A 20260-nucleotide genomic window follows, 5' to 3' on the forward strand; every position below is an offset into this window, starting at 1 on the left:
TTAATACGGGATGAGGCCGCTCATATATGGTAACGGCACGCTCCTCGTCTGCGTGGACGAGAGAGGCGTGGTCAGGGATTTCTACTATCCTTACGCCGGCATGGAAAACCATGGGGGGTACGTCCGCCTTGGCCTGTTCGACCTGGAGGATGGAAGGTTCGGCTGGCTTGAGGGGTGGGACGTTGGGCAGGGCTACCAGGACGCCTCGCTCATCGGCGAGACCGTGTACGAGAGCAGGGAGTTCGAGGCCAGGGTAACGGTAAAAGAGATGGTCCACCAAGAGCAAAACTTCTTCCTCCGCTCCATCGAGGTGGCGGATACGTCCAGGAGGCCCAGGCGTCTCAGGCTTTTCTCATCCCAGAATTACCATATTTTAGAGAATAACTATGCGAATACCGCCGTGAGAGACGGCCCCATGATGAGCCACTACAAGCGGGATCGCTTTATACTGCAGAGCTCTCAGCCGGCGTTCGACCAGTTTACAACGGGGATATCCCAGTGGAGGGGCATGGAGGGCACGTGGAAGGATGCCGAGGATGGCGTGCTGGAGGGCAACGTGGTGTCGCACGGCACCGCGGACTCGACCCTGGGGTGGACCCTTGCCCTGGAGCCAGGAAAGTCTTCGACGGTGCATTTCTGGGCGTGCATTGGGCGGAACTTCCCCGAGGCGAAGCGTATAGACTCCTGGATAAGGGAGAGGGACGTCGAGGCGATATACCGCTCGAATCTCAGGTTCTGGGGGTCGTTCTGCATGAAGGCCCGAAGCCCCCTGCTGGAGCTTCCCGCATCTATCAGGGAGGCGTTCAACCGAAGCCTGCTCACCGTTGCCTGCCACCTGGACCGGGGCGGGTCGGTCATAGCCTCGTGCGACTCGGAGATAAAGCAGCAGGGGGCGGACTATTACACGTATTGCTGGCCAAGGGATGCCGCCTGGGTGGCCATCGCCCTCGACAGGGCGGGCTACGGCCAGCTTAGCTTTCAAATCCTACAGTTCTTTAAGAGGATAATAGACAAGAGGGGATATTTCAGGCACAAGTACACTCCGGCCGGCGACCTGGGGAGCACCTGGCACCCGCTCCCGATGGTCCAGATAGACGAGACCGCTACGCCGATATACGCCGCGTACGTCCACTGGCTCGAGAGTGAGGACGTCAGGGAGCTTTCATCGCTGTATGAGCCCCTCGTGAAGCCTGCCGCGGACTCCCTGGTGAAGTTCTTAAGCGACGGCCTCCCCGGGCCAAGCTATGACCTCTGGGAAGAGCGTAAGGGCGTCTACACCTACTCCTGCGCTACGGTCTTCGCGGGCCTCAGGGGCGCCTCTGCCATGGCGTTCGCCCTGGGGGATGACGTGAGCGCTGAAAGGTGGGGCGAGGCGGCACGCATCCTGCGGGAGAATGCCGTTAGCCGCCTGTATGACCCCTCGCTGGGGCGTTTCAAGAGGGGGATTGGCGATGACACGGTAGACGCTTCGCTCTTCGCCGCCTGGTACCTGGGCCTTGTTAAGGACGATGACCCTATGGCTGAGGGCACGATGAATTCTATAGAAAAGGAGCTATGCAGGCCTAACGGGGGCGTGGCCCGCTACGCGGGAGACGGTTATCAGGGGTACATGAATAGCTGGCCGCTGTGCACGCTGTGGCTGGCGCAGTGGCACATACGGCGGGGCCGGCTCGATAAAGCCCTTGGCCTCATGGAGTGGTGTGTCAGGAGCTCCGCGCCCACGGGGCTCATGCCCGAGCAGGTTGGGGATAAAGGTGAACCCCTTTCGGTCCTCCCCCTTGCATGGTCTCATTCGACCTTCATCCTCACGGTGGTCGAATGCCTTGAGGCGCTAAAAAAAATGGCTACGAGCCAAAGCTTATAATCGAGACGTCACCCGTGTGCAGGTCAACGATGGGTATCTTGGCAGGGTCAGGCTGGATGTTCATCCGCTTCTGGAACTCGGTCTGGGCCTGCCAGGTGCCGGAGTTAACGAGAGTCACTCCACGGTAGCGGCAGACTCCCACGGTGTGGACGTGGCCGCTGTGCATGATGTCTGGCAATGGGTCGATGACGAAATGATCCCTCGCCTCGGGAGCGATCATGACCTTGCCGCCATAGATGGGCGACAGGTGCCGCCTTTTAAGCAGCTCCGCCATAGCCTTCTCAGGCCTCGAGTAGGAGGCGCCAGGCAAGCTTGAGACGAGGTCGTCCAGCGAGCGGCCGTGATACAGGAGAAGCCTCACCCCCTCGATTTCCACTGCAGAAGGGTTGCCCGCAAAGGTTATGTTAGGGTGCTTAAACATGCGCCTGACCTCCTCGGGGAGGGCCGGCTGGGGCTCGGCCTGCCGGACGGCGTCGTGGTTCCCGGGCGTGATGATTATATTTAGGCCTTTAGGGAACTGGTCGAAGTACTCAGCCGCCTTACTGTACTGCTCGTATATATCCAGGATGCTGAGCTCCTTCTCCTGGCCGGGGTACACGCCGATGCCGTCCACCAGGTCGCCGGCGACCACGACGTACTTCAGCCTGGATACCAGGCCGTGGCTCCGGTCATCCTCGTAGTCCCCGTTCAGCCAGTCTATGAACTTCAGCCACCTGTCCTCGAGGAACGTATTGCTGCCGATGTGCACGTCTGAGATAAGGGCGGCGGCCGACGGCTCCTCCGACCTCCTGGGCACGTTGGTGTTGGGGACGTCCGGGTATATTATGGAGCTTGCCATGAGGAGCCCGCCATCCTTCACCGTGCCAGTGACCCCGACAACCTCATCCAGCAAGAGGGGGGTCTCAAAAATATCCTTATCTTTCGATATCAGCACGCTTATTGAGCCGGTCATGTCCTCTATTTCGGCCAGCCTGTTGCCATTAGACGTGCTCCTCACGTCCGACACCATGCCGATGACCGATACCTCGGCTTTTTCGCCCCTCGAAAAGCCCTTCTTTTTGATGCTCTCGATGGGCCGGGCGCTTATTCTATGGCGCATCATGTCCCCCAGCCTGCCGTACCTATCCCTGAAGTACCCCACGAACTCGTCGTAGTCGCCTATGCACGTCGAGTTGTTCGTTATGTCGGAGAGCACCTTTACACAAGGCGCCTTAAGGCGCGCCACGTCCTCCTTAGAGATGGTGAGCGCGGACGGGTCGATTGAGGATAGCAGCCTGTCCAGCGTGCCCGGGTCCGAGTTCTTTATTGCTTCGAGGGCGTCTGGCTCCACAATGAAACCCCTCGACGCCAGCGTCTTAACGATATCCATGCCATCCATATGCTTACAAGCCAATCATTGGCTAATCGGCTTTAAACTTTTGCCCACCATAAGAACGTTTATATTATTAAAAATATAATATAACCTGGGGTATAACTTGGTTAAGGGGTTCGTCCGAACGTTCATGAAGAGCGACAACTTCTGGATATCGCTCGCCAGGGACGTCGCATACGCTTTTGCCGTTGTCGGGGCCATCGCGCTGGCGCTTTACCTGTATGCAGGGGTATGGCCGCCCATGGTGAGCGTCGACGGGCTGAGCATGTACCCTCACATGCAGGACGGCGATCTAATCATAATCCAGGGCATAGATAAGGCTAAAATCGTCACCTATGACGATGCCGTAAAGAACGGCTATAAGACGTTCGGCGGCTACGGGGACGTGATCGTATACCAGCCCTTCGGCAGGAAGGACATGACCCCGGTAATCCACCGGGCGATGTACCACATAAACGCTTCCGAGCCCATGTGGAAGGGCAGCATCCTGGCCCCAAACGATGGATTCATAACCCAGGGCGATAACAACTTCCTGTACGACCAGAGCAGCGGCATCAGCCCCAACACGCCGGTCAGGGATGACTGGATACTCGGCGTGGCCAAATACCGGATACCATTCCTGGGATACGTGAGAAAGATATTATTCTTCATACCATAACAAACATTTTAACCTGGGGCCGCTAAGTATATTCGATGATTTTCGAGAGAAGGCATATCATATCCACCAAGGACTTCTCAAGAGAAGAGATCGATTTCATACTGGATAGGGCGGGGCGGCTGGAGCCTTACGCCCGCATGGGAGGCCTAGACCTCCTCAAGGGCCATGTCGTGGCCACTCTCTTCTTCGAGCCATCAACCCGCACAAGGCTGTCGTTCGACACGGCGGTAAAGCGCCTGGGCGGCGCCACCATCGGGTTCGACTCGGCGGAGTCCACCTCCACTGTGAAGGGGGAGACGCTCTCAGACACCATAAAGGTCATCGAGTCATACGCGGACGCAATAGTCATTCGCCACCCCAGGGAGGGGGCGGCCAGGATGGCCTCCGAGATATCAAGCGTGCCCGTGATAAACGCGGGCGATGGGGCGGGCCACCACCCGACCCAGACGCTGCTGGACCTCTACACCATGCGGAAGGAGTGCAGGAAGCCCATAGAAGACTTAAACGTGGCCATAGTGGGCGATCTTAAGTATGGGAGGACCGTGCACTCCCTGGCATACGCCCTGTCCCTCTATAAGGCCAGGCTGAGCCTCGTGTCGCCCGAACAGCTCCGGATGCCCGAGAGCATAATAAACTATTTGAGAAAGCAGGGGGTGGAGCTTGTAGAGACGCCGCGCATCGACGACGTGCTCGCTGACGCGGACGTGCTGTACATGACCAGGATCCAGAAGGAGAGGTTCCCCGACCCGTCCGAGTACCTCAAGGTGGCGGACAGCTATCGCATCACCCCGGACACGCTTAAGGGCGTGAAGGACGACATGATAATAATGCACCCATTGCCAAGGGTTAACGAGATAGACCCGGCCGTGGACTCGACGAGGCACGCCAGGTACTTCAGGCAGGCGTTCTACGGCGTCCCCATAAGGATGGCCGTGCTCTCGCTGGTGCTGGGAAAGGAGGCGTGACATGGCTTCTAAAGAGCGTGAGCTCAGGGTCAAGCCCATCAACAATGGAACGGTTATAGACCACATCGAGGCGGGGCAGGCGCTCAACGTGCTCAAGATCCTTGGCATCGGTGGCCACACCAGGCACGTGGTCAGCGTCCTCATGAACGTCCCGAGCGGGGCGATGGTGGCGAAGGACGTGGTCAAGGTCGAGGACAGGGAGCTAGAGCCGGAGGAGGTAGACACCATAGCCTTAATTGCGCCTCGCGCCACCATCAACATAATAAGGAATTATGAAGTGGTCGAAAAGTTCAGGGTGGCCATGCCCAGGAACGTCATTGGAATCATAAGATGCGGCAACCCTAACTGTATCTCCAACAGCAACGAGCCGGTGAGCTCCAGGTTCGTCGTCGAGTCGATGGACCCCGTGCTGTTGAGGTGCTCCTATTGCGAGTTCGTGCTTGACAAGAACATAGCCGACCACCTGTTATAAGGGATGCGTATGAATGAGGATATCGTCAAAAAGCTCGTGAGCGGAGAGCTTAAGCTTCACCAGGCGGATGATAACGCCACCTCCAGGAGGGAGGCGGTGGACCTCCGCCGCGAGGCCATTAGCAGGCTCACGCATACGGATTTATCGAATATAGGCAAGTATTCATTCGACCCCGAGGTCGCCACCAGGAAGAACGTCGAGAATGCCATAGGCGCAGTACAGGTGCCCCTGGGCATAGCCGGGCCTCTCAGGATAAATGGGGATTATGCGAGGGGTGACTTCTACATTCCCCTGGCCACCACGGAAGGGGCGCTAGTCGCCAGCGTGAACAGGGGCTGCTCGGTTTGCACCCAGAGCGGTGGAGTTAACGTCGCCGTCCTTCAGGATGAGATGACCAGGGCGCCGGTGGTCAAAGCGGGCAGCCTCGCAGAGGCCAGGAGGCTAGCTGAGGCGGTGAAGACGCCCGAGCTCATGGAGGAGATGAGGGCGGCGGTGAGGACGACCACGAGGCACGGCGAGCTTTTGAGGGTTGACCCCTACGTGGTCGGCAGGAGCGTTTTCCTGCGCCTCGCCTTCGACACCAAGGACGCGATGGGGATGAACATGGCGACCATAGCCTCGGATGCCGTCATGCGCCTCCTTGAAAAAAAGTTCGACTTAAGGCTTGTGGCCCTTTCCAGCAACATGTGCACGGACAAGAAGCCGGCCGCCATAAACATCATCGAGGGCCGGGGCAGGACCACGGTCGCGGAGGTTTTGGTGCCCAGGAAGGTGGTCATCGAAAGGCTAAAGGCCACTCCAGAGGACCTCTGTGAGGTTAACTATCGTAAGAACTTTTTGGGCAGCGCCCGCGCCGTCTCCTTCGGGTTTAACGCCCACGTCGCGAACGTCGTGGCCGCCATGTACATAGCCTGCGGCCAGGACCCCGCTCATGTGGTGGAGGGTAGCAACGCCATCACCTCTGCAGAGCTGCATGACGGGGATCTGCTCTTTACCGTCTCTTTCCCGTCTTTGCCCCTCGGCACCGTGGGCGGGGGTACGGGCCTGGCGACGCAGAGCGAGTGTTTGAGCCTTTTGGGGGTCAGGGGAGGGGGTGACCCGCCCGGTTCGAACGCCCGTAAGCTTGCCGAGATAGTCGCCTCTGCCTCGCTCGCCGGAGAGCTTTCCCTCCTGGGCGCCCTCGCCTCCCAGGATCTAGCGAGGGCCCATGCAAAGTACGGGCGCTAAAACACCACAAGGTACACAAGGAAACACAAAGTACACAATTTTTTTTATTTTTTTTTTTTTTTTTTTTGATATATTTTAGATCGTGAAAGGTAGTGTTAATGTTTTGCTGTAATTTCCATTATTAGCCCTGTCTCATCAATTGGATTTTCTTCCAGGTCGATAAGCTTGTACCCTGTTTTCCATTCCTCATCACGGTCCATGAGCAAAGTTCCGGCGAGCCGTAACAACGATGCGTCGTTGATGAATGCTCCGACCACCTTGCTACGCTGTTTAAGCTTACGATTCGTGTTCTCCAGGAGGTTGGTGGTCCTTATCTTGGTCCAATGAGCTTTAGGAAAGGCCATGTAATTGAACAAGTCCTGGTAGTGCTGGTCTATCATTCCAGCGGCCTCGGGGAAGCTCATGGCATCAAGTTGCCTGGCCAGGCTCATCATGGCCCTCGAGTCTTCCCTACAATTCCTGATCATCTCGGCGATCTCCTTCCTCCTCTTCTGGGGAATCTTTTTCAAGACGTTCCTCACGAAATGCACTTGACAGTACTGCCAGGAACAGCCGAGGAAGCAGTTCTCGACGGCCTTCCTGATCCCCCCTCCCCTTGTGGCCATTGCTGATGACGAGCACGTGCCGATACCCATCCTCGCCGACGCCCGCGACTATTAACAAAGCCCTAGTAACGTACCGGGCGCCATCCCTCACTCGGAAATATGTGGCGTCAACGTACATGTACACGAAAATATGTGGCGTCAACGTACATGTACACGATCCTTCCCAGTTCTCGGTTAAGAAACTCGTTGACCTGCTCGTCCAATTCTTTGTTTATCTTTGTTACGCTGGCCGCTGAGAAGCCATCAATGCCCAACGTGCTCATGACCGTCTCGATGTTCCTCGTGCTCACGCCTTTCAGCCACGTCTCGCCCACGAGGCTCAGCACCGCCTTCTCCACCCTGCTGTACGATTCGAACACCACGGTTTTAAAGCCTTCTTCCCTGAACTGCGGCTTCTTTAACGTCAGGTCACCGCCACAAGTGGTCAAACCGCGAGGCTTATACCCGTTACGATGCAACCTGCGAGCACCACTCCGTTCATACCGCCCGCAACCAGCCTGGAGTCCCGCCTCCACCTCCATGATGGCATTGTAAACCCAGGTCAATATGTTCTTCACGCGTCATCATCCTGCCGAAGGTACTTAAGGAACAAAAGCAATACATCTATTAGCTCTGTATTCATTTGTTGTTTCACCTCTAATACAATATATGAATACAGGGCAATAATATAATTTACAGCAAATAATTTACACTACCATTTTTTTAAATAAAAGAGATTGTGTACCTAGTGTTTCCTTGTGTTCTTTGTGGTAAATTATTCGTGTTTACCTCGTGTACCTAGTGGTGAGAGCAGAATGCCGTGTTAAAACTCATTACCCCTTCATTTCCACTGGAAAAGTCCTTCAACTACTTTCTGGCAATCGTGATGAACCCGGTATGGCCAACCCTGGTAGAGGGGCGGGTACCCCTCTTGCCGACCTCGAGCTCCTGCTCGCTGACCATGATGGTGCTATAATTGGCGAAGCCGGCTCGCTCCACCGCTTTCCTGGTTTCCATCGCCTGCTCGAAAAAGGGGGAATAGGAGGCCAAAAAGCCGCCAGGCACAAGTACCCTGTAGATGCCCTCCACGGCGGATGGCGCGTCCTGCATGTCTAGGGTGACCACGTCGAACGGTCCCTCCAGCTTCTCGACCTCTTCGAGTATGTCGCCCTGGCGCACCTCAACGTTCGACAGGCCCGCCTGGGCCACGTTCTTCCTGGCGACGCTCACGAAGTGGTCGTTTACCTCGTATGATATGACCTTTTTTGCAATGAAGCCGAGGTATATGGCCAGCACCCCGGAACCCGTGCCAGCGTCCAGGACCGTGTCCATTGGGCAGAGGCCAGTATATGCGATGATGGCCCCGATGTCCTTCGGCATCATGGGGGCGCCGGTGCGCTTGACATGCTTAAAAAAGTCCGTCGCCCTCGGCCTGAGCACGGTGAAAGGCTTTCCAAGGTGCGAGGCTATGGTGCTGCCCCATTCAAGGCCCTCTATGCCCTTCAGGTCTACCAGCCCTAAATCGGTATGAAGCCTTTCATCCTTAACCGTGGCCAGGTATTCCCTTCCGCCCTCTGCCCTGAGCAGAACCAGGTCCCCTGCGGCAATCATGTATATCCTATTTGCCGCCTGATAGCTTTAAGATTGCCTCGGCCAGGTCGCCCTTTGTCTCTTTTAGCGCTTGCCTCGCCAGGTCTTTTGGCACGTTTGCCTGTTGAGCCACCAGCTCGACGTCCGAGTCAGGTATTTCCTTCTCTAGCGCCCTCTCTTCCGGGGTGCCTATAAGCTGGTACATCTTCTGGCCTCTCGCGTCTATTACGGTTACGTGGGCGTCGTTGAACACGATCTCCTTATCTGCAGTCCTGATGATGACTTGCCTGACGTTCTCGATCTCATACATGTCTATTCCCATGGCCTTCATCTGCCTCTCGAGCTGCCGTGGGTTGATGCCTTTTCCTCCCATTCCCGGGAACATTTCATTCACCTTCGTCGCCCTATAGGGTGAGTATGATAAATAACTTTTTCATCGGGTTTGTTAAAGAGGCCTACCCCTCTTTTTCCTCTGGAAAGCATTTCTCCCGTAAACCGGACATAGGATTTGAAATTTAAAATCAAATTATTAATTTGCAAGTGAATGCAAGTTAATTATTTATACTATTAAGTCTTAACCATAACAACAATGTATTTTCATCATAAAATGAAATACAATGCTCATTGTATTTTCATCTTTTCCAGTGGAAATGAAGGGGAGAGTGTGTCCTAAAACATAATTTTCCACAGGAAATCATGGGTTTACGTCGAGGCTATTCTAGTTTAAAACAGTTTATTTTTAAAAATAGTGGACATTAAAAGTATATCTAATATTCATATGCTTAAAATTCTCATTAAAATCAAAAATAATTGCAATATGAGCTTAACTCCATGAGAAATAAAGGGGTATAGGCTACCACAACTATTAATATACCACGAAACTATCATTTCATATGGAAATGCTCGGTTTGGGAGGAATTATATGCTAATCGACAACACGAATCCTCAGCAAAAAAATGACCAGCAATCAAAGCCGGCAGACGCTGGCCAAAAGGGCTTGTTCGAATACCTGGTAAAGGAGACCTCTGAAGATAGCAAGATCGACAAGCTTTTCGAAAACCTGCTGAGCATTAAGCCGATATTTGCCAACCGCGAGGTGCTAAGGCCTTCGTACACTCCAGATTACCTCCCACACCGTCTCGAACAGATCAACGCAGTGGCGGAGATCCTCGTGGCAGCGCTGCGCGGAGAAGCACCCTCAAACATCCTCATCTATGGCAAGACGGGGACCGGAAAGACCGCCACTTTAGAGAGCGTGAGCAAGAAGCTCGTCGACCTGGCCGAGAAGATGAACATCGAGTGCAAGGTTTTATTTATTAATTGCGAGCGCATCGATACCCAGTACAGGATACTGGCCCATCTGGCAAGGCACTACAACAGGGAGGTGCCAATCACGGGCTGGCCCACGGACCAGGTATTCAACGAGTTCAAGGAGGCGCTCGATAAGAAGGAGCAGGTCGCCATAATAATCCTGGATGAGATAGATAATTTGGTGAAGAAGAGCGGAGACGATATACTCTATAATCTTTCTAGGATTAATGGTGACTTGAAGAAGGCCAAGGTTAGCATAATAGGCATTTCGAACGATTTGACCTTTACTGATTATCTGGACCCGAGGGTAAAGTCCTCGCTGGGCGAGGAGGAAATCATTTTTCCTCCCTATAATGCCGACCAGCTTAGGGACATCCTGGAGCAGAGGAGCAAGATGGCCTTCAAGGAGAACACCCTCGAGCCGGCGGTCATCCCGCTGTGCGCCGCCTTTGCCGCCCAGGAGCACGGCGACGCCAGGAAGGCCCTGGACCTCTTGAGGGTGAGCGCCGAGCTGGCGGAGCGGCTCAGGGATACCGTGGTGAGGGAGGAGCACGTCAGGAAGGCCCGGGAGAAGATCGAGATCGACCGCATCACCGAGGTGGTAAGGACGCTGCCCACCCAGAGCAAGCTCGTGCTCTACAGCATCGTCCTGCTCGACTCCTCGGGCTCACACGAGCTCAACACGGGCGACGTCTACAACGTGTACCGCCGCCTCTGCCGCATGATCGACATGGACGTCCTGACCCAGAGGAGGGTGACCGACCTCATCTCTGAGCTGGACATGCTTGGAATAATTAATGCCATAGTGGTCAGCAAGGGGAGGTATGGCCGCACCAAGGAGATCGCCCTTAGCGTGCCAGCGGAGAGCACCCGGAAGGTGTTGCTGGACGACTACAGGCTGCGGACCTTGAAGGATGCCAGGCCCTACTTCGAGGCGCAGCAGCGGCTAGCAAAAGATATTTCGGCATAGTTTTTTAAAATGGCCGCTCAAACTTTTTTGTATGTATAAGCTCATATTACGGCTGGACGTGGGGAGCAGGGCCGAGGACTTCACGCTTGAAAGCCCTGATGGAAAGCCATTCAGCCTTGGAGACGTGATGGGAAAAGCAATAATCTTTTTAACGTTCTTCCGCGGCGGCTTCGACATGGAGTCGGTAAAATACCTAAAAGAGCTTAATAGCGTCTACGATAAGCTCAGGGATATGGGCGTTGAGGTCGTTGCGGTCACACCGGAGCTGCCTCAAAAGGCGAAAGGCCTTGTGGATGCCCTCTCCCTAAAGTTCCAGGTCCTGTGCGATCCAGAACTGAAGGTTACAAAGCAGTATGACGTGTATGACCCGGCGTCCGAGTGGTGCTGGCCCGCAGGCTTCATCATAGACAGGGATGGTACGCTCCAGTACGCGTTCAGGGGCGTCAGCCCCCCGAACACGCCGCCCCTTCATTATCTCCTCAAAAAGTTCAGGGGCGCGTCGTTGTGACATAGCATTCGAGTAGCTTTTCGTTGAGGGCGTCCCAGTCGTAGCTGGAGACTGATGAAGGGCAGCGGGCGGCCATCCTTTTCCTCTCGCCCTCATCGCTTAGCATCTTTAGGATAGCCTGGCAAAGCTCGCCCTCGCTTAAGCCCACCACCATGCCGTTTACGCCCTCCTCTATGAGTTCCTGCGTAGAGTTCCTCTCGCCGCTCACGGTTACCACGGGCACGCCGCATGCAAGGGCTTCCAGCGTGGATATGCTAAAGCCCTCCCGGGTAGAGGGCAGGACGAAGACGCGGGAAGACTTGATCAAAGACAAAAGGGCCTCATCATCGACCTGCCCGGCGAATTTTACCAGGCCATCCATCTCGAGAGAGGAAGCCAAGGCTTCCAGCGAGGCACGCTCGGGGCCGTCACCGATTATGAGCGTTTTTAGCGGCATCTCCCTGGAAGCCAGGGCACAGGCTTTAATAAGGATATCAACGTGCTTATCCTTTATCAGCCGGCCGGCGAACGCCACGTCGTACCGCTCGTCCGAGGCGGGCACTGCCGCTATCGACTCGATAGATATGCCATTGGGAACTATGGCGATGCGGCCCTTATCGACGCCAAGCCTCTCCAGATCGGACGCTGTCCTCCTGGAAACCGCTATTATCATATCCGGCATCCTTAAGGCCAGCTTCTCTACCGCCTTGCCAAAAAAGCCGGCACGACCCATGTACTCATACCAGTAATCGTCCCACGCCTCGTGCCAGGTCACGAAAAAGCGGCCTCCTCTAAGCAGTGAGGCGAGCTTACAGGGGAATATAGAAAAGTAGGGGTGCTGGTTGCAATCTATAACGTCGAAACGCTCCCTAAGGAGAGGCACGACTAGCGCGGCCCCGAAGGCCAAAGCCTCGACGATGGAGCGTCGACCCCCCTCGTAAAGCTTCCTGGGCCTGCACACGCCATGATACGTGATGCCATCCTTTTTTATAACGCTGGGGCCATCCCACCACTTAATGCAATAAAAATGGACTTCGTTATGCTCCTTCAGCCTCAGGGAAAGCTCATGGAAGCGCTTCTCTGCGCCGCCTTTTATATAGGGGTAAACCACGTCAGAGACTAAAGCTATCCTCATAGGCATCTAGCGCTTCTTACGAAGCGCGGCGAGTATGATGTCTGCGAGCAGCCCGAAGGAGATGACCTGGACGCCGCTCAGGAAAAGCATCGCAGTGAGCATCGTCAGGGCGAGGCGGGTGATGACGCCCGTGGTGAGCCACTCATATACCACAAAGCCACCAGACACGAAAGAGCATAAAACCATGATGCCGCCCACCGATATGAAGATGGCAAACGGGTTATAGTCGCGAACCATGCGGATGATCAGGCTTAAGATGAGCGGGCCGTCCTTGTACGCCTTAAGCTTCGCCTCGCCTATGCGCTGCCTATACGTCACCGGAACCTCCACTATCCTCAGGGATTTTTTCCTCGCATCGATTATCATCTCGCTTGCGAAGGGCATGCCATTATCGACCAGCTCAAGCGTGTCAAGGGCAGTTTTTTTAATAGCCCTGAACCCGGTCTGCGAGTCCTTAAGCCTCAGCCCATACAAGACGTTGAGCGTCGAGGTTATCACCTTATTCCCAAGCATGTTGCGGGCGTTCATCGCCCCTGGCTCCATGCGGGCGAACCTGTTACCCAGGCATAGGTCAGCATAGCCTTTAATGATGGGATCGATGAGCATGGGTATCTCGTAAGCGTCATACGTGTTATCGCCGTCCATCATGACCACGACGTCGGTGTCCGGCGCTATTAAGCTAAAGCCGGTCATGTATGCGTCCCCATACCCGCTCAGCTCCTGGCCGACCACGATGGCTCCTGCCTTCTTCGCCCTCCTCGCGGTATCGTCCGTGGACTTATCGACGACGATCACCTCGGCGTCGAAGTGTTTCAGCGCCTTCCTGGCGTCGTCGACTACCCTGCCTATGGCGGGCTCGTTCATCGTCGGTATGATGACCGATACCTTAAACAGCTTATTCTCTCCCCTGAGGGCCATTTGCGGCTTCTCGATGCTCGCTGCGCCTGCCATGCCCGATACCACACCTTTGCCAATCGATGGACCGTATCCCATATATATCTATTCCTTTTTAGAGGTTACTTTAATAATATATAAAAGAGTTTACCGGTTTATTTGCGATAAAAGCGCGATGCAAAGCTATATGAACACCTAGCAAGTTAAAGCACGACGCCCGGCCTGCTCCGGATTAAACATACAAATAACCATATATTAAATACCATGAGCGCATAACTTACAACATCGACAATGCCCTCATGCCATTCGGAGAGGCGGAAAGGGCATAAGATAAAAAGGAGGTTGGACGTTGGGAAGCATAAGACAGACTTATATCAAGAGCACCGTGGATGCGCTGCTGAGGCAGTACCCGGGCGAGTTCTCGGAGGACTTTAACGCCAACAAGGCCCAGGTGGAAAAGCTCACCGGCGTGGCGAGCAAGGAGCTCAGGAACCGCATAGCAGGGTACGTCACCAGGAAAGTGCATTCCAGGGGCAGGAGGAAATGATGACGTTCAAGGGTGAGCTAAAGGGCGTATATCCGGCCCTGATCACTCCTTTTAAGAAAAACGGCGAGGTCGACATAGCGGGCTTTAGGAAAAACATAGACTACGTGATAGAGGGCGGGGTTTCTGGCATCGTGCCCTGCGGCTGTACCGGAGAGGCGGCTACCCTCAGCTTTGAGGAGCAGAAGCTCTTGCTCGAGGTGGCCGTGGACCAGGCGAACGGTCGCGTCCCTGTCATAGGAGGATCGGGATCTAACAACACCAGCGAGGCGGTCGAGCTTACGAAGTACGCGAAGGACGCAGGCGCAACGGCTGCGATGCTCATCACTCCCTATTATAACAAGCCCGGCGATGCGGGGCAGATACTTCACTATAAAACCGTCGCTGAAAAGGTGGACATCCCTATCATTCTCTATAACGTGCCTTCGCGGACCGGGATCAACATGAAGCCTTCCGTCGTGGCCGAGCTGGCCAGAATCGATAACATAATCGGCATAAAGGAGGCCAGCGGCAACCCGGCGCAGGCCGCTGAGATCATAGAGCTGACGCGTAACAACAAGAAGCCTTTCACCGTGCTCTCGGGCGACGATAACCTGACCATCCCTATCATGTCTTATGGTGGCAGGGGCGTCGTGTCCGTTGTGGCGAACATACTGCCGAGGGAGGTCAGCCAGATGGTGGACTGCTACCTGAAGGGCGACTTTAAAAAGGCTTTAGACGTCTACTATAAACTTGCGCCCATCATGAGGGGCCTTTTCATCGAGACTAACCCGATACCCGTGAAGGCCGCGGCGAGCATGATGGGACTGGCAGCCGGGCCTCTAAGGCCGCCGCTCACCACGATGGCGCCTGAGAACCAGCAGAAGCTTAAGGCCATGCTCGAGGCGCTCGGCGTGCTGAAAAAGCCCAGGGTGGCCGCTAAGGCTAAGGCAAGGGCAAGGAAGTGAGCTATAGGGTGGGCTTATGGTACGGGTGGCGATAACTGGTATAAATGGCAGGATGGGGACCATGGTCTCCGAGATGGTCCTCGCCCAGCCCGACATGGAGCTGGTCGCCGGGCTCGACCTTAAGGGAGGCAAGCAGGTCGGCCCAATTAAGGTTTCGGACGTGAAGGATATCGATAGCGTGCTTAAGGCTGCTAAGCCAGACGTGCTCATCGACTTCACGGCTGCCGGTGCAGTGGTCGGCAACGTCAAGGCCGCGGCGGCCAATGGAGTCAATCTCGTGGTAGGTACCACGGGCTTCGATGAGGGGCGGAAGGCAGAGATGGCCGAGGCCATAAAAGCAGGCAAGGTTGCAGCCATCATCTCCCCCAACTTTTCCATCGGCGTGCAGGTCTTCTTGAAGCTGCTGGCGCAGGCGGCCAGGGACCTGGAGGGCTGCGATATCGAGATAATAGAGGCGCACCACAATAAGAAGAAGGACGCGCCGAGCGGCACGGCCCTGAAAGCCGCTGAGGTCATCTCATCTGCGTTAAGCGAGAAGCCCAGGCTGGTCTTCGGCCGGGAGGGCGTCGCCCCCAGGGGCAGGGAGATCGGCATCCACGCCATCAGGGGCGGGGACATCGTCGGTGACCATACGGTGCTCTTCGCCTGCGAGGGGGAGCGTATTGAGATAAAGCATCAGGCGCACTCCCGCTCTGCCTTCGCCGCTGGAGCCGTCAAGGCCGCGCGATGGATAGTCGGTCAGAAGCCGGGCCTATACTCTATGGGCGACATGGTAAAGCCCTGACAATTTTTGTTTATTTATATTATGCCTCGCGCAGGCTTTTAGCGGCGCTCTCCGGGGTGACCGAGTTGATATGGATGCCCGTGTTAAGCTCGAAGCCTGCCTCGATGCCCAGCTTGGGATAGATACGGAGGTGCATGTGCATCTTCTCTCCCACAGATTGCACGAAGGCATAGTTATAGGGCGGGTCTGAGAGGAGCCTTGATAGCCTCGAAAGCACGTCCCTCGTCACGAGGGCGAGGTCGTCCCTCTCCTCATCAGAAAGCTCCGCGAGGTTCTTACACGGCCTCTTCGGGAAAATCCAGGTCTCGTATGTATAGCATGAGGCGAACGGGGCAAAGGCTATGCTGTGCGTGGAGCTTAGTATGAGCCTCGGAGACGCCTCCTCTCTTTTTATGACCCGCCCATAGTCAAGGCCGTGCTGCTCTTTTATCTTTTCAGGCACGATGGGCAGGGCGATTACCTGGGAGTGGGCATGGGCCAGCGAGGCCCCTGCCTCCCTACCATAGTTCCTGAACATGGATATATACTTGATAAAGGGGATGCTGGCTATCTCCGCAAAGCGGTCCCTGTAAACGGTGAAAAGCCGCTCGACCTCCTCATCAGACATGAACTGGGGGTGGCGATCGTGCACCGGGCTCTCCACGATGACCTCGTGGACGCCGGACGCCGTCATGCAGCTGCCGTCTAAAATTGCGGGGCCTTCCATCTTCACTGCCGGGTACAGGTTGGGTATCACCCTGACAGTCCAGCCGGTTTGTGGGGGCTTGCCAGCCTCGTCAGGCTCATGCCTATCATCAAAGTAGCTCGCCTTGCTCGGCGGAGTCTTATCCTCATAGCCCGGACAGAATGAACACTCCTGTGTCTCGGCCGCCGCCCTGGCCTTTATGAAATCGCTAGGCCTCCTGGCCCTTTCCGTGGCAAAGATCACCCACCTGTCAAGAAAATAGTCCCGGCGTAACTCGTTCATGTGTGATGTTTTTTGCATGGCCGATAGATAAATGTTATCGCATGCTTACTCATAACCTATTTCTTGAAAGGCAATAGTATGTTAAGCAGCATGTCCAGCGCGAGCGAGTCACAGGAGAAGTATTTCAAAAGCCTTGAGCGCGAGTTTTTAAAGTGTAGGGATATAGCCAACAGGGCGCGCTCCCTCGGGTACGATCCCCAGCTTGAGACCGAGGTGCCCGCCGCGAACGACCTGGCGGAGCGCGTCGAAGTGCTGATGGGCGTGCCAGGGCTGGCGGAGCACATAAGGAAGTGCGAGCACCTGGGGAGGGAAGAGGCGTCGCTTCAGGTGGCCGCGGACATCGCCGAAGGCCTGGTGGGACGATTCGAAAATAAGGTCGACGCGATACAGTGCGCCATCAGGACCGCGGCCGCGATAATAACCGAAGGAGTTGTGGCGGCTCCCCTGGAGGGGATATCCCAGGTTTCGCTTGCAAAGAATGACGACGGATCGGAGTACATAAGGATTTACTTTGCAGGCCCGATAAGGAGCGCGGGCGGCACGGCCGAGGCGCTCTCGGTGCTGGCGGCCGACTACGTGCGCCGGAAGATGGGCCTCGCCCCATATAAGCCCAGGCCGGAGGAGATTGAGAGGTACGTCGAGGAGATCGCCCTCTATAAGTCATTACAGCATTTACAGTATACGCCGACTGACGATGAGATAAGGCTCATCGTGAAAAACTTGCCGGTTTGCGTGGACGGCGAGCCAACCGAGGATGAGGAGGTGCAGGGCTACCGCGATTTAGAGAGGGTCGAGACGAACCGGGTCAGGGGAGGCATAGCGCTCGTTATAGCGGAGGGCCTCATCCTTAAGGCGCCAAAGGTCAAGAAGCACGTCGATAAGCTCAAGTTCGACGGGTGGGAGTTTCTGGATAGGATCATAGCGGGGTCGAAGCCCTCGGACGAGAGCCACGACGAGAAGATAAAGCCCAAGGAGAAGTTTTTAGTTGACTTGATAGCAGGCCGCCCGGTTTTCGGGCACCCGTCGAGGGCCGGGGGGTTCAGGCTCCGCTACGGGCGGGCGAGGAATACCGGTTTCGCCGCCGCCGGCATCCACCCCGCATCCATGGTCATCATGGACGATTTCATCGCCACCGGCACCCAGCTTAAGGTGGAGCGCCCGGGCAAGGCCGCGGCCATCGTGCCCGTGGACAGCATCGACGGCCCCACCGTGAAGCTCTTGAACGGGGACGTCGTGTACGTTGACAGCGTGGAGAAGGCTCTCTCCGTCAGGAAGGACGTGTCGGAGATACTGGACAACGGCGAGATCCTGATCAATTACGGCGATTTTCTTGAGAATAACCACGTACTTTTGCCCTCTCCATATGTGGTTGAGTGGTGGGAGCAGGACCTGGCGCTGAGGACCGCTGACGCCGTTGAGGTCAGGAGCGCCCGGGATGCCTTTGCAGTCTCCGAGAAGTACGGGGTGCCCTTGCACCCCCGCTATACCCTGATGTGGCGGGACATTTCCGCAGACGACTTGAGGCATTTGAGGGAGTATATAAGCAGGGAGGGAAGGGTTAAGGATGGCCTGAGGGTTCCGGTGGAGCCTCGCTCGAAACGCTCCCTTGAATTGCTATTACTGCCCCACCGTGTGAGGGATGGCGTCGTTTTAGTCGATGACGATGGGTCTTTTTTATTGTTGAGGTGCCTGGGCCTTAACCCGGACCTCTCCCTTAAGGACGTCGATATAGCAGGCCTTGACCCGCTTGAAGCCGTCTCGAAAATGTCGGGGGTAAAGGTGATGGACAGGGCGCTTTCCAGGATTGGCGCCAGGATGGGGCGGCCCGAGAAGAGCAAGATGAGGGAGATGAAGCCCCCGGTACACGTCCTCTTCCCCGTGGGAGAGGCGGGGGGCGCCAAGCGCTCACTGGAAGACGCTGCCGCCTTTACTAAGAACATGAACGATAAGGCGGGCCTCATCGAGGTCGAGATGGGACGGAGGAAGTGCCCTGAGTGCGGGGCCATGACGTTCAAGTGCCGCTGCGACTGCGGAGCCCACACCGAGCCGTACTACTGGTGCCCGGACTGTAAGCTTGAGGGCATCGGCGGGAGGTGCCCCAGGTGCGGCAGGCCGGCCACGACCAACATGCCCATGAGGATAGACCTGAAGGGCATCTATACTTCAACGATGGACAGCCTTGGCGTGAGGGGGGGCTTCGAGATATTGAAGGGGGTGCAGGGCCTCATATCGAGCGAGAAGACGCCCGAGCCCCTCGAAAAAGGAGTACTCAGAGCCCTCCATGGCGTGTACGTGTTCAAGGATGGGACCGTCAGATACGACCTGAGCGACGTGCCCCTGACCCATTTCAGGCCCAGGGAGCTAGGCCTCTCGATAGAGAAGCTTAAAGAACTCGGATACGAAAAAGACGTCCAGGGAAGGCCGCCCGAGTCCCTCGACCAGGTTTTCGAGCTCAAGGTACAGGACGTCATACTGTCGCACGACTGCTCCTCATACCTCATAAAGGTAGCCGGCTTTATAGATGACATGCTGGAAAAGCTCTATGGCCTGCCCCGCTTCTACAACGTTACGAGGGAGGAGGATCTCGTCGGGCACCTGGTCATCGGGCTGGCCCCGCACACTTCCGCGGGGGTACTTGGCAGGATCATCGGCTTCACCGGCGCCTCGGCCGGCTACGCCCACCCATTCTTCCACGCGGCGAAGCGGAGGAACTGCGACGGGGATGAGGACTGCGTCATGCTCCTCATGGATGGCCTCATCAACTTCTCCCGCTCATACTTGCCGGACCGCCGCGGGGGGAAGATGGACGCCCCCCTGGTGCTCTCCATGCGCATCGACCCTAAGGAGGTGGACAAGGAGTCGCACAACATTGACGTGATGGCCCGCTATCCCAGGGAGTTCTACCTGGCCACGCTTGAGTATAAGTCTCCTAAGGATGTTGAGAAGATGATGGACCTGGTGTCAGGACGGCTGGGCACGCCTGCCCAGTATGAGGGCTTCCTGTTTACTCATGACACCTCGGATATAGCGGCAGGGCCGACGAACTCGGCGTACAAGACGCTGGGCTCGATGGAGGAGAAGCTCAGGGCGCAGCTCGAGCTGGGGAGGCGGCTCAGGGCGGTGGACGAGAGGGACGTGGCGGAGAGGGTAATCAACTCCCACTTCCTCCCCGACCTTATCGGCAACCTTCGGGCCTTTTCCACCCAGCAGATGCGCTGCGTGAAGTGTGGTGCGCGCTACAGGAGGCCCCCGCTGTCCGGCACCTGCCCAAAGTGCGGCGGCCGGGTCATCCTTACAGTCCACGAGGGCGCCGTCACCAAGTACATGGAGGTCTCCATCGCCATCGCCCGTGACTACGGCGTCTCCAACTATACCCTTCAGCGCCTTGAGCTGCTCTCACTATCCATAAAAAGCCTTTTTGAGAATGATAAGTCAAAGCAGGTAATCCTGTCCGATTTCATGTAAAAAATGGAAAAGGATTTGAAGAGC

At 56.1% G+C, this 20260-nt stretch carries 17 protein-coding genes and 1 pseudogene; 11 read left to right on the top strand and 7 right to left on the bottom strand.

Annotation, left to right across the window (positions count from 1 at the left end):
* Positions 1 to 10: 10 nt before the first annotated feature.
* The gene (locus MTC_RS02260; RefSeq protein WP_014405057.1) at positions 11 to 1864 is read left to right on the top strand and encodes a glycoside hydrolase family 15 protein; all 1854 of its coding nucleotides are present in this window, start codon (positions 11 to 13) and stop codon (positions 1862 to 1864) included.
* On the opposite strand, the gene MTC_RS02265 is transcribed toward MTC_RS02260, so the two are convergent.
* A complete protein-coding gene (locus MTC_RS02265) occupies positions 1845 to 3242 on the bottom strand; it encodes a DNA-directed DNA polymerase II small subunit (protein ID WP_014405058.1) in 1398 nt (465 codons plus the stop codon). The two genes, MTC_RS02260 and MTC_RS02265, sit on opposite strands and share 20 nt — an antisense overlap.
* Before the next feature lie 124 nt (positions 3243 to 3366).
* On the opposite strand from MTC_RS02265, the gene MTC_RS02270 reads away from it, so the two are divergent.
* From MTC_RS02270 to hmgA, 4 genes are read left to right on the top strand one after another with little or no spacing between them, the layout of a single operon-like run.
* Positions 3367 to 3894, top strand: coding sequence for a S24/S26 family peptidase (locus MTC_RS02270; RefSeq protein ID WP_048188874.1), 528 nt, complete (start codon positions 3367 to 3369; stop codon positions 3892 to 3894).
* Positions 3895 to 3929: 35 nt separating this feature from the next.
* Positions 3930 to 4859, top strand: coding sequence for an aspartate carbamoyltransferase (pyrB, locus tag MTC_RS02275; protein ID WP_014405060.1), 930 nt, complete (start codon positions 3930 to 3932; stop codon positions 4857 to 4859).
* A gap of 1 nt (position 4860) precedes the next feature.
* Complete coding sequence (gene pyrI, locus MTC_RS02280) at positions 4861 to 5331, top strand: aspartate carbamoyltransferase regulatory subunit (protein WP_014405061.1); 471 nt, start codon at positions 4861 to 4863, stop codon at positions 5329 to 5331.
* A gap of 9 nt (positions 5332 to 5340) precedes the next feature.
* The gene (hmgA, locus tag MTC_RS02285; RefSeq protein WP_014405062.1) at positions 5341 to 6558 is read left to right on the top strand and encodes a hydroxymethylglutaryl-CoA reductase (NADPH); all 1218 of its coding nucleotides are present in this window, start codon (positions 5341 to 5343) and stop codon (positions 6556 to 6558) included.
* A 95-nt stretch (positions 6559 to 6653) separates the two neighbouring features.
* Here the strand turns inward: hmgA and MTC_RS12765 are convergent.
* From MTC_RS12765 to MTC_RS02300, 3 genes and pseudogenes are all read right to left on the bottom strand, one after another.
* Positions 6654 to 7770: pseudogene (locus MTC_RS12765) on the bottom strand (transposase).
* A 239-nt stretch (positions 7771 to 8009) separates the two neighbouring features.
* Positions 8010 to 8753 carry a tRNA (adenine-N1)-methyltransferase gene (locus tag MTC_RS02295; RefSeq protein WP_014405063.1) on the bottom strand — a complete coding sequence of 248 codons (744 nt, stop codon included), beginning with the start codon at positions 8751 to 8753 and terminating at the stop codon, positions 8010 to 8012.
* A gap of 7 nt (positions 8754 to 8760) precedes the next feature.
* Positions 8761 to 9117: a nascent polypeptide-associated complex protein gene (locus MTC_RS02300; RefSeq protein WP_014405064.1), complete on the bottom strand. Its 357-nt coding sequence runs from the start codon at positions 9115 to 9117 to the stop codon at positions 8761 to 8763.
* Positions 9118 to 9654: 537 nt separating this feature from the next.
* On the opposite strand from MTC_RS02300, the gene MTC_RS02305 reads away from it, so the two are divergent.
* Together MTC_RS02305 and MTC_RS02310 are read left to right on the top strand one after the other, a co-directional pair.
* A complete protein-coding gene (locus tag MTC_RS02305; RefSeq protein WP_014405065.1) occupies positions 9655 to 11013 on the top strand; it encodes an ORC1-type DNA replication protein in 1359 nt (452 codons plus the stop codon).
* Between the two features lie 31 nt (positions 11014 to 11044).
* Positions 11045 to 11521, top strand: coding sequence for a peroxiredoxin family protein (locus MTC_RS02310; protein ID WP_014405066.1), 477 nt, complete (start codon positions 11045 to 11047; stop codon positions 11519 to 11521).
* Here the strand turns inward: MTC_RS02310 and MTC_RS02315 are convergent.
* Positions 11502 to 12635, bottom strand: a complete 1134-nt coding sequence (locus MTC_RS02315; protein ID WP_014405067.1) for a glycosyltransferase family 4 protein — start codon at positions 12633 to 12635, stop codon at positions 11502 to 11504. The genes MTC_RS02310 and MTC_RS02315 overlap by 20 nt on opposite strands.
* A 6-nt stretch (positions 12636 to 12641) precedes the next feature.
* Positions 12642 to 13586 (bottom strand): glycosyltransferase, encoded by a 945-nt coding sequence (locus MTC_RS02320; RefSeq protein WP_237705946.1) that lies wholly within the window; start codon positions 13584 to 13586, stop codon positions 12642 to 12644.
* A gap of 292 nt (positions 13587 to 13878) precedes the next feature.
* Between MTC_RS02320 and MTC_RS02325 the strand changes: the two genes are divergently transcribed.
* The 3 genes from MTC_RS02325 to dapB are packed head-to-tail and all read left to right on the top strand — an operon-like array spanning position 13879 to position 15804.
* Complete coding sequence (locus tag MTC_RS02325; protein WP_014405069.1) at positions 13879 to 14076, top strand: 30S ribosomal protein S17e; 198 nt, start codon at positions 13879 to 13881, stop codon at positions 14074 to 14076.
* A complete protein-coding gene (gene dapA, locus MTC_RS02330) occupies positions 14076 to 15020 on the top strand; it encodes a 4-hydroxy-tetrahydrodipicolinate synthase (RefSeq protein ID WP_014405070.1) in 945 nt (314 codons plus the stop codon). Before MTC_RS02325 ends, dapA begins: the two co-directional genes overlap by 1 nt.
* A 16-nt stretch (positions 15021 to 15036) precedes the next feature.
* Positions 15037 to 15804 (top strand): 4-hydroxy-tetrahydrodipicolinate reductase, encoded by a 768-nt coding sequence (gene dapB / locus MTC_RS02335; protein ID WP_014405071.1) that lies wholly within the window; start codon positions 15037 to 15039, stop codon positions 15802 to 15804.
* Positions 15805 to 15823: 19 nt separating this feature from the next.
* On the opposite strand, the gene MTC_RS02340 is transcribed toward dapB, so the two are convergent.
* A complete protein-coding gene (locus MTC_RS02340; protein ID WP_048188877.1) occupies positions 15824 to 16771 on the bottom strand; it encodes a galactose-1-phosphate uridylyltransferase in 948 nt (315 codons plus the stop codon).
* Between the two features lie 78 nt (positions 16772 to 16849).
* On the opposite strand from MTC_RS02340, the gene MTC_RS02345 reads away from it, so the two are divergent.
* The gene (locus MTC_RS02345; protein WP_014405073.1) at positions 16850 to 20236 is read left to right on the top strand and encodes a DNA polymerase II large subunit; all 3387 of its coding nucleotides are present in this window, start codon (positions 16850 to 16852) and stop codon (positions 20234 to 20236) included.
* Positions 20237 to 20260: the final 24 nt, after the last annotated feature.

This window comes from Methanocella conradii HZ254, assembly GCF_000251105.1.
In the GTDB taxonomy this organism is placed as follows: Archaea; Halobacteriota; Methanocellia; order Methanocellales; family Methanocellaceae; genus Methanocella; species Methanocella conradii.

Bases quoted from the DNA above. Each gene is read 5' to 3' on its own strand.
- MTC_RS02315 (WP_014405067.1), bottom strand. From the start codon at position 12,635: ATGAGGATAGCTTTAGTCTCTGACGTGGTTTACCCCTATATAAAAGGC.
- dapB (WP_014405071.1), top strand. From the start codon at position 15,037: ATGGTACGGGTGGCGATAACTGGTATAAATGGCAGGATGGGGACCATG.
- MTC_RS02300 (WP_014405064.1), bottom strand. From the start codon at position 9,117: ATGTTCCCGGGAATGGGAGGAAAAGGCATCAACCCACGGCAGCTCGAG.
- MTC_RS02310 (WP_014405066.1), top strand. From the start codon at position 11,045: ATGTATAAGCTCATATTACGGCTGGACGTGGGGAGCAGGGCCGAGGAC.
- hmgA (WP_014405062.1), top strand. From the start codon at position 5,341: ATGAATGAGGATATCGTCAAAAAGCTCGTGAGCGGAGAGCTTAAGCTT.
- MTC_RS02340 (WP_048188877.1), bottom strand. From the start codon at position 16,771: ATGAACGAGTTACGCCGGGACTATTTTCTTGACAGGTGGGTGATCTTT.
- pyrI (WP_014405061.1), top strand. From the start codon at position 4,861: ATGGCTTCTAAAGAGCGTGAGCTCAGGGTCAAGCCCATCAACAATGGA.
- MTC_RS02295 (WP_014405063.1), bottom strand. From the start codon at position 8,753: ATGATTGCCGCAGGGGACCTGGTTCTGCTCAGGGCAGAGGGCGGAAGG.
- MTC_RS02305 (WP_014405065.1), top strand. From the start codon at position 9,655: ATGCTAATCGACAACACGAATCCTCAGCAAAAAAATGACCAGCAATCA.
- MTC_RS02260 (WP_014405057.1), top strand. From the start codon at position 11: ATGAGGCCGCTCATATATGGTAACGGCACGCTCCTCGTCTGCGTGGAC.
- pyrB (WP_014405060.1), top strand. From the start codon at position 3,930: ATGATTTTCGAGAGAAGGCATATCATATCCACCAAGGACTTCTCAAGA.
- MTC_RS02320 (WP_237705946.1), bottom strand. From the start codon at position 13,586: ATGGCAGGCGCAGCGAGCATCGAGAAGCCGCAAATGGCCCTCAGGGGA.
- MTC_RS02270 (WP_048188874.1), top strand. From the start codon at position 3,367: ATGAAGAGCGACAACTTCTGGATATCGCTCGCCAGGGACGTCGCATAC.
- MTC_RS02265 (WP_014405058.1), bottom strand. From the start codon at position 3,242: ATGGATGGCATGGATATCGTTAAGACGCTGGCGTCGAGGGGTTTCATT.
- dapA (WP_014405070.1), top strand. From the start codon at position 14,076: ATGACGTTCAAGGGTGAGCTAAAGGGCGTATATCCGGCCCTGATCACT.
- MTC_RS02345 (WP_014405073.1), top strand. From the start codon at position 16,850: ATGTTAAGCAGCATGTCCAGCGCGAGCGAGTCACAGGAGAAGTATTTC.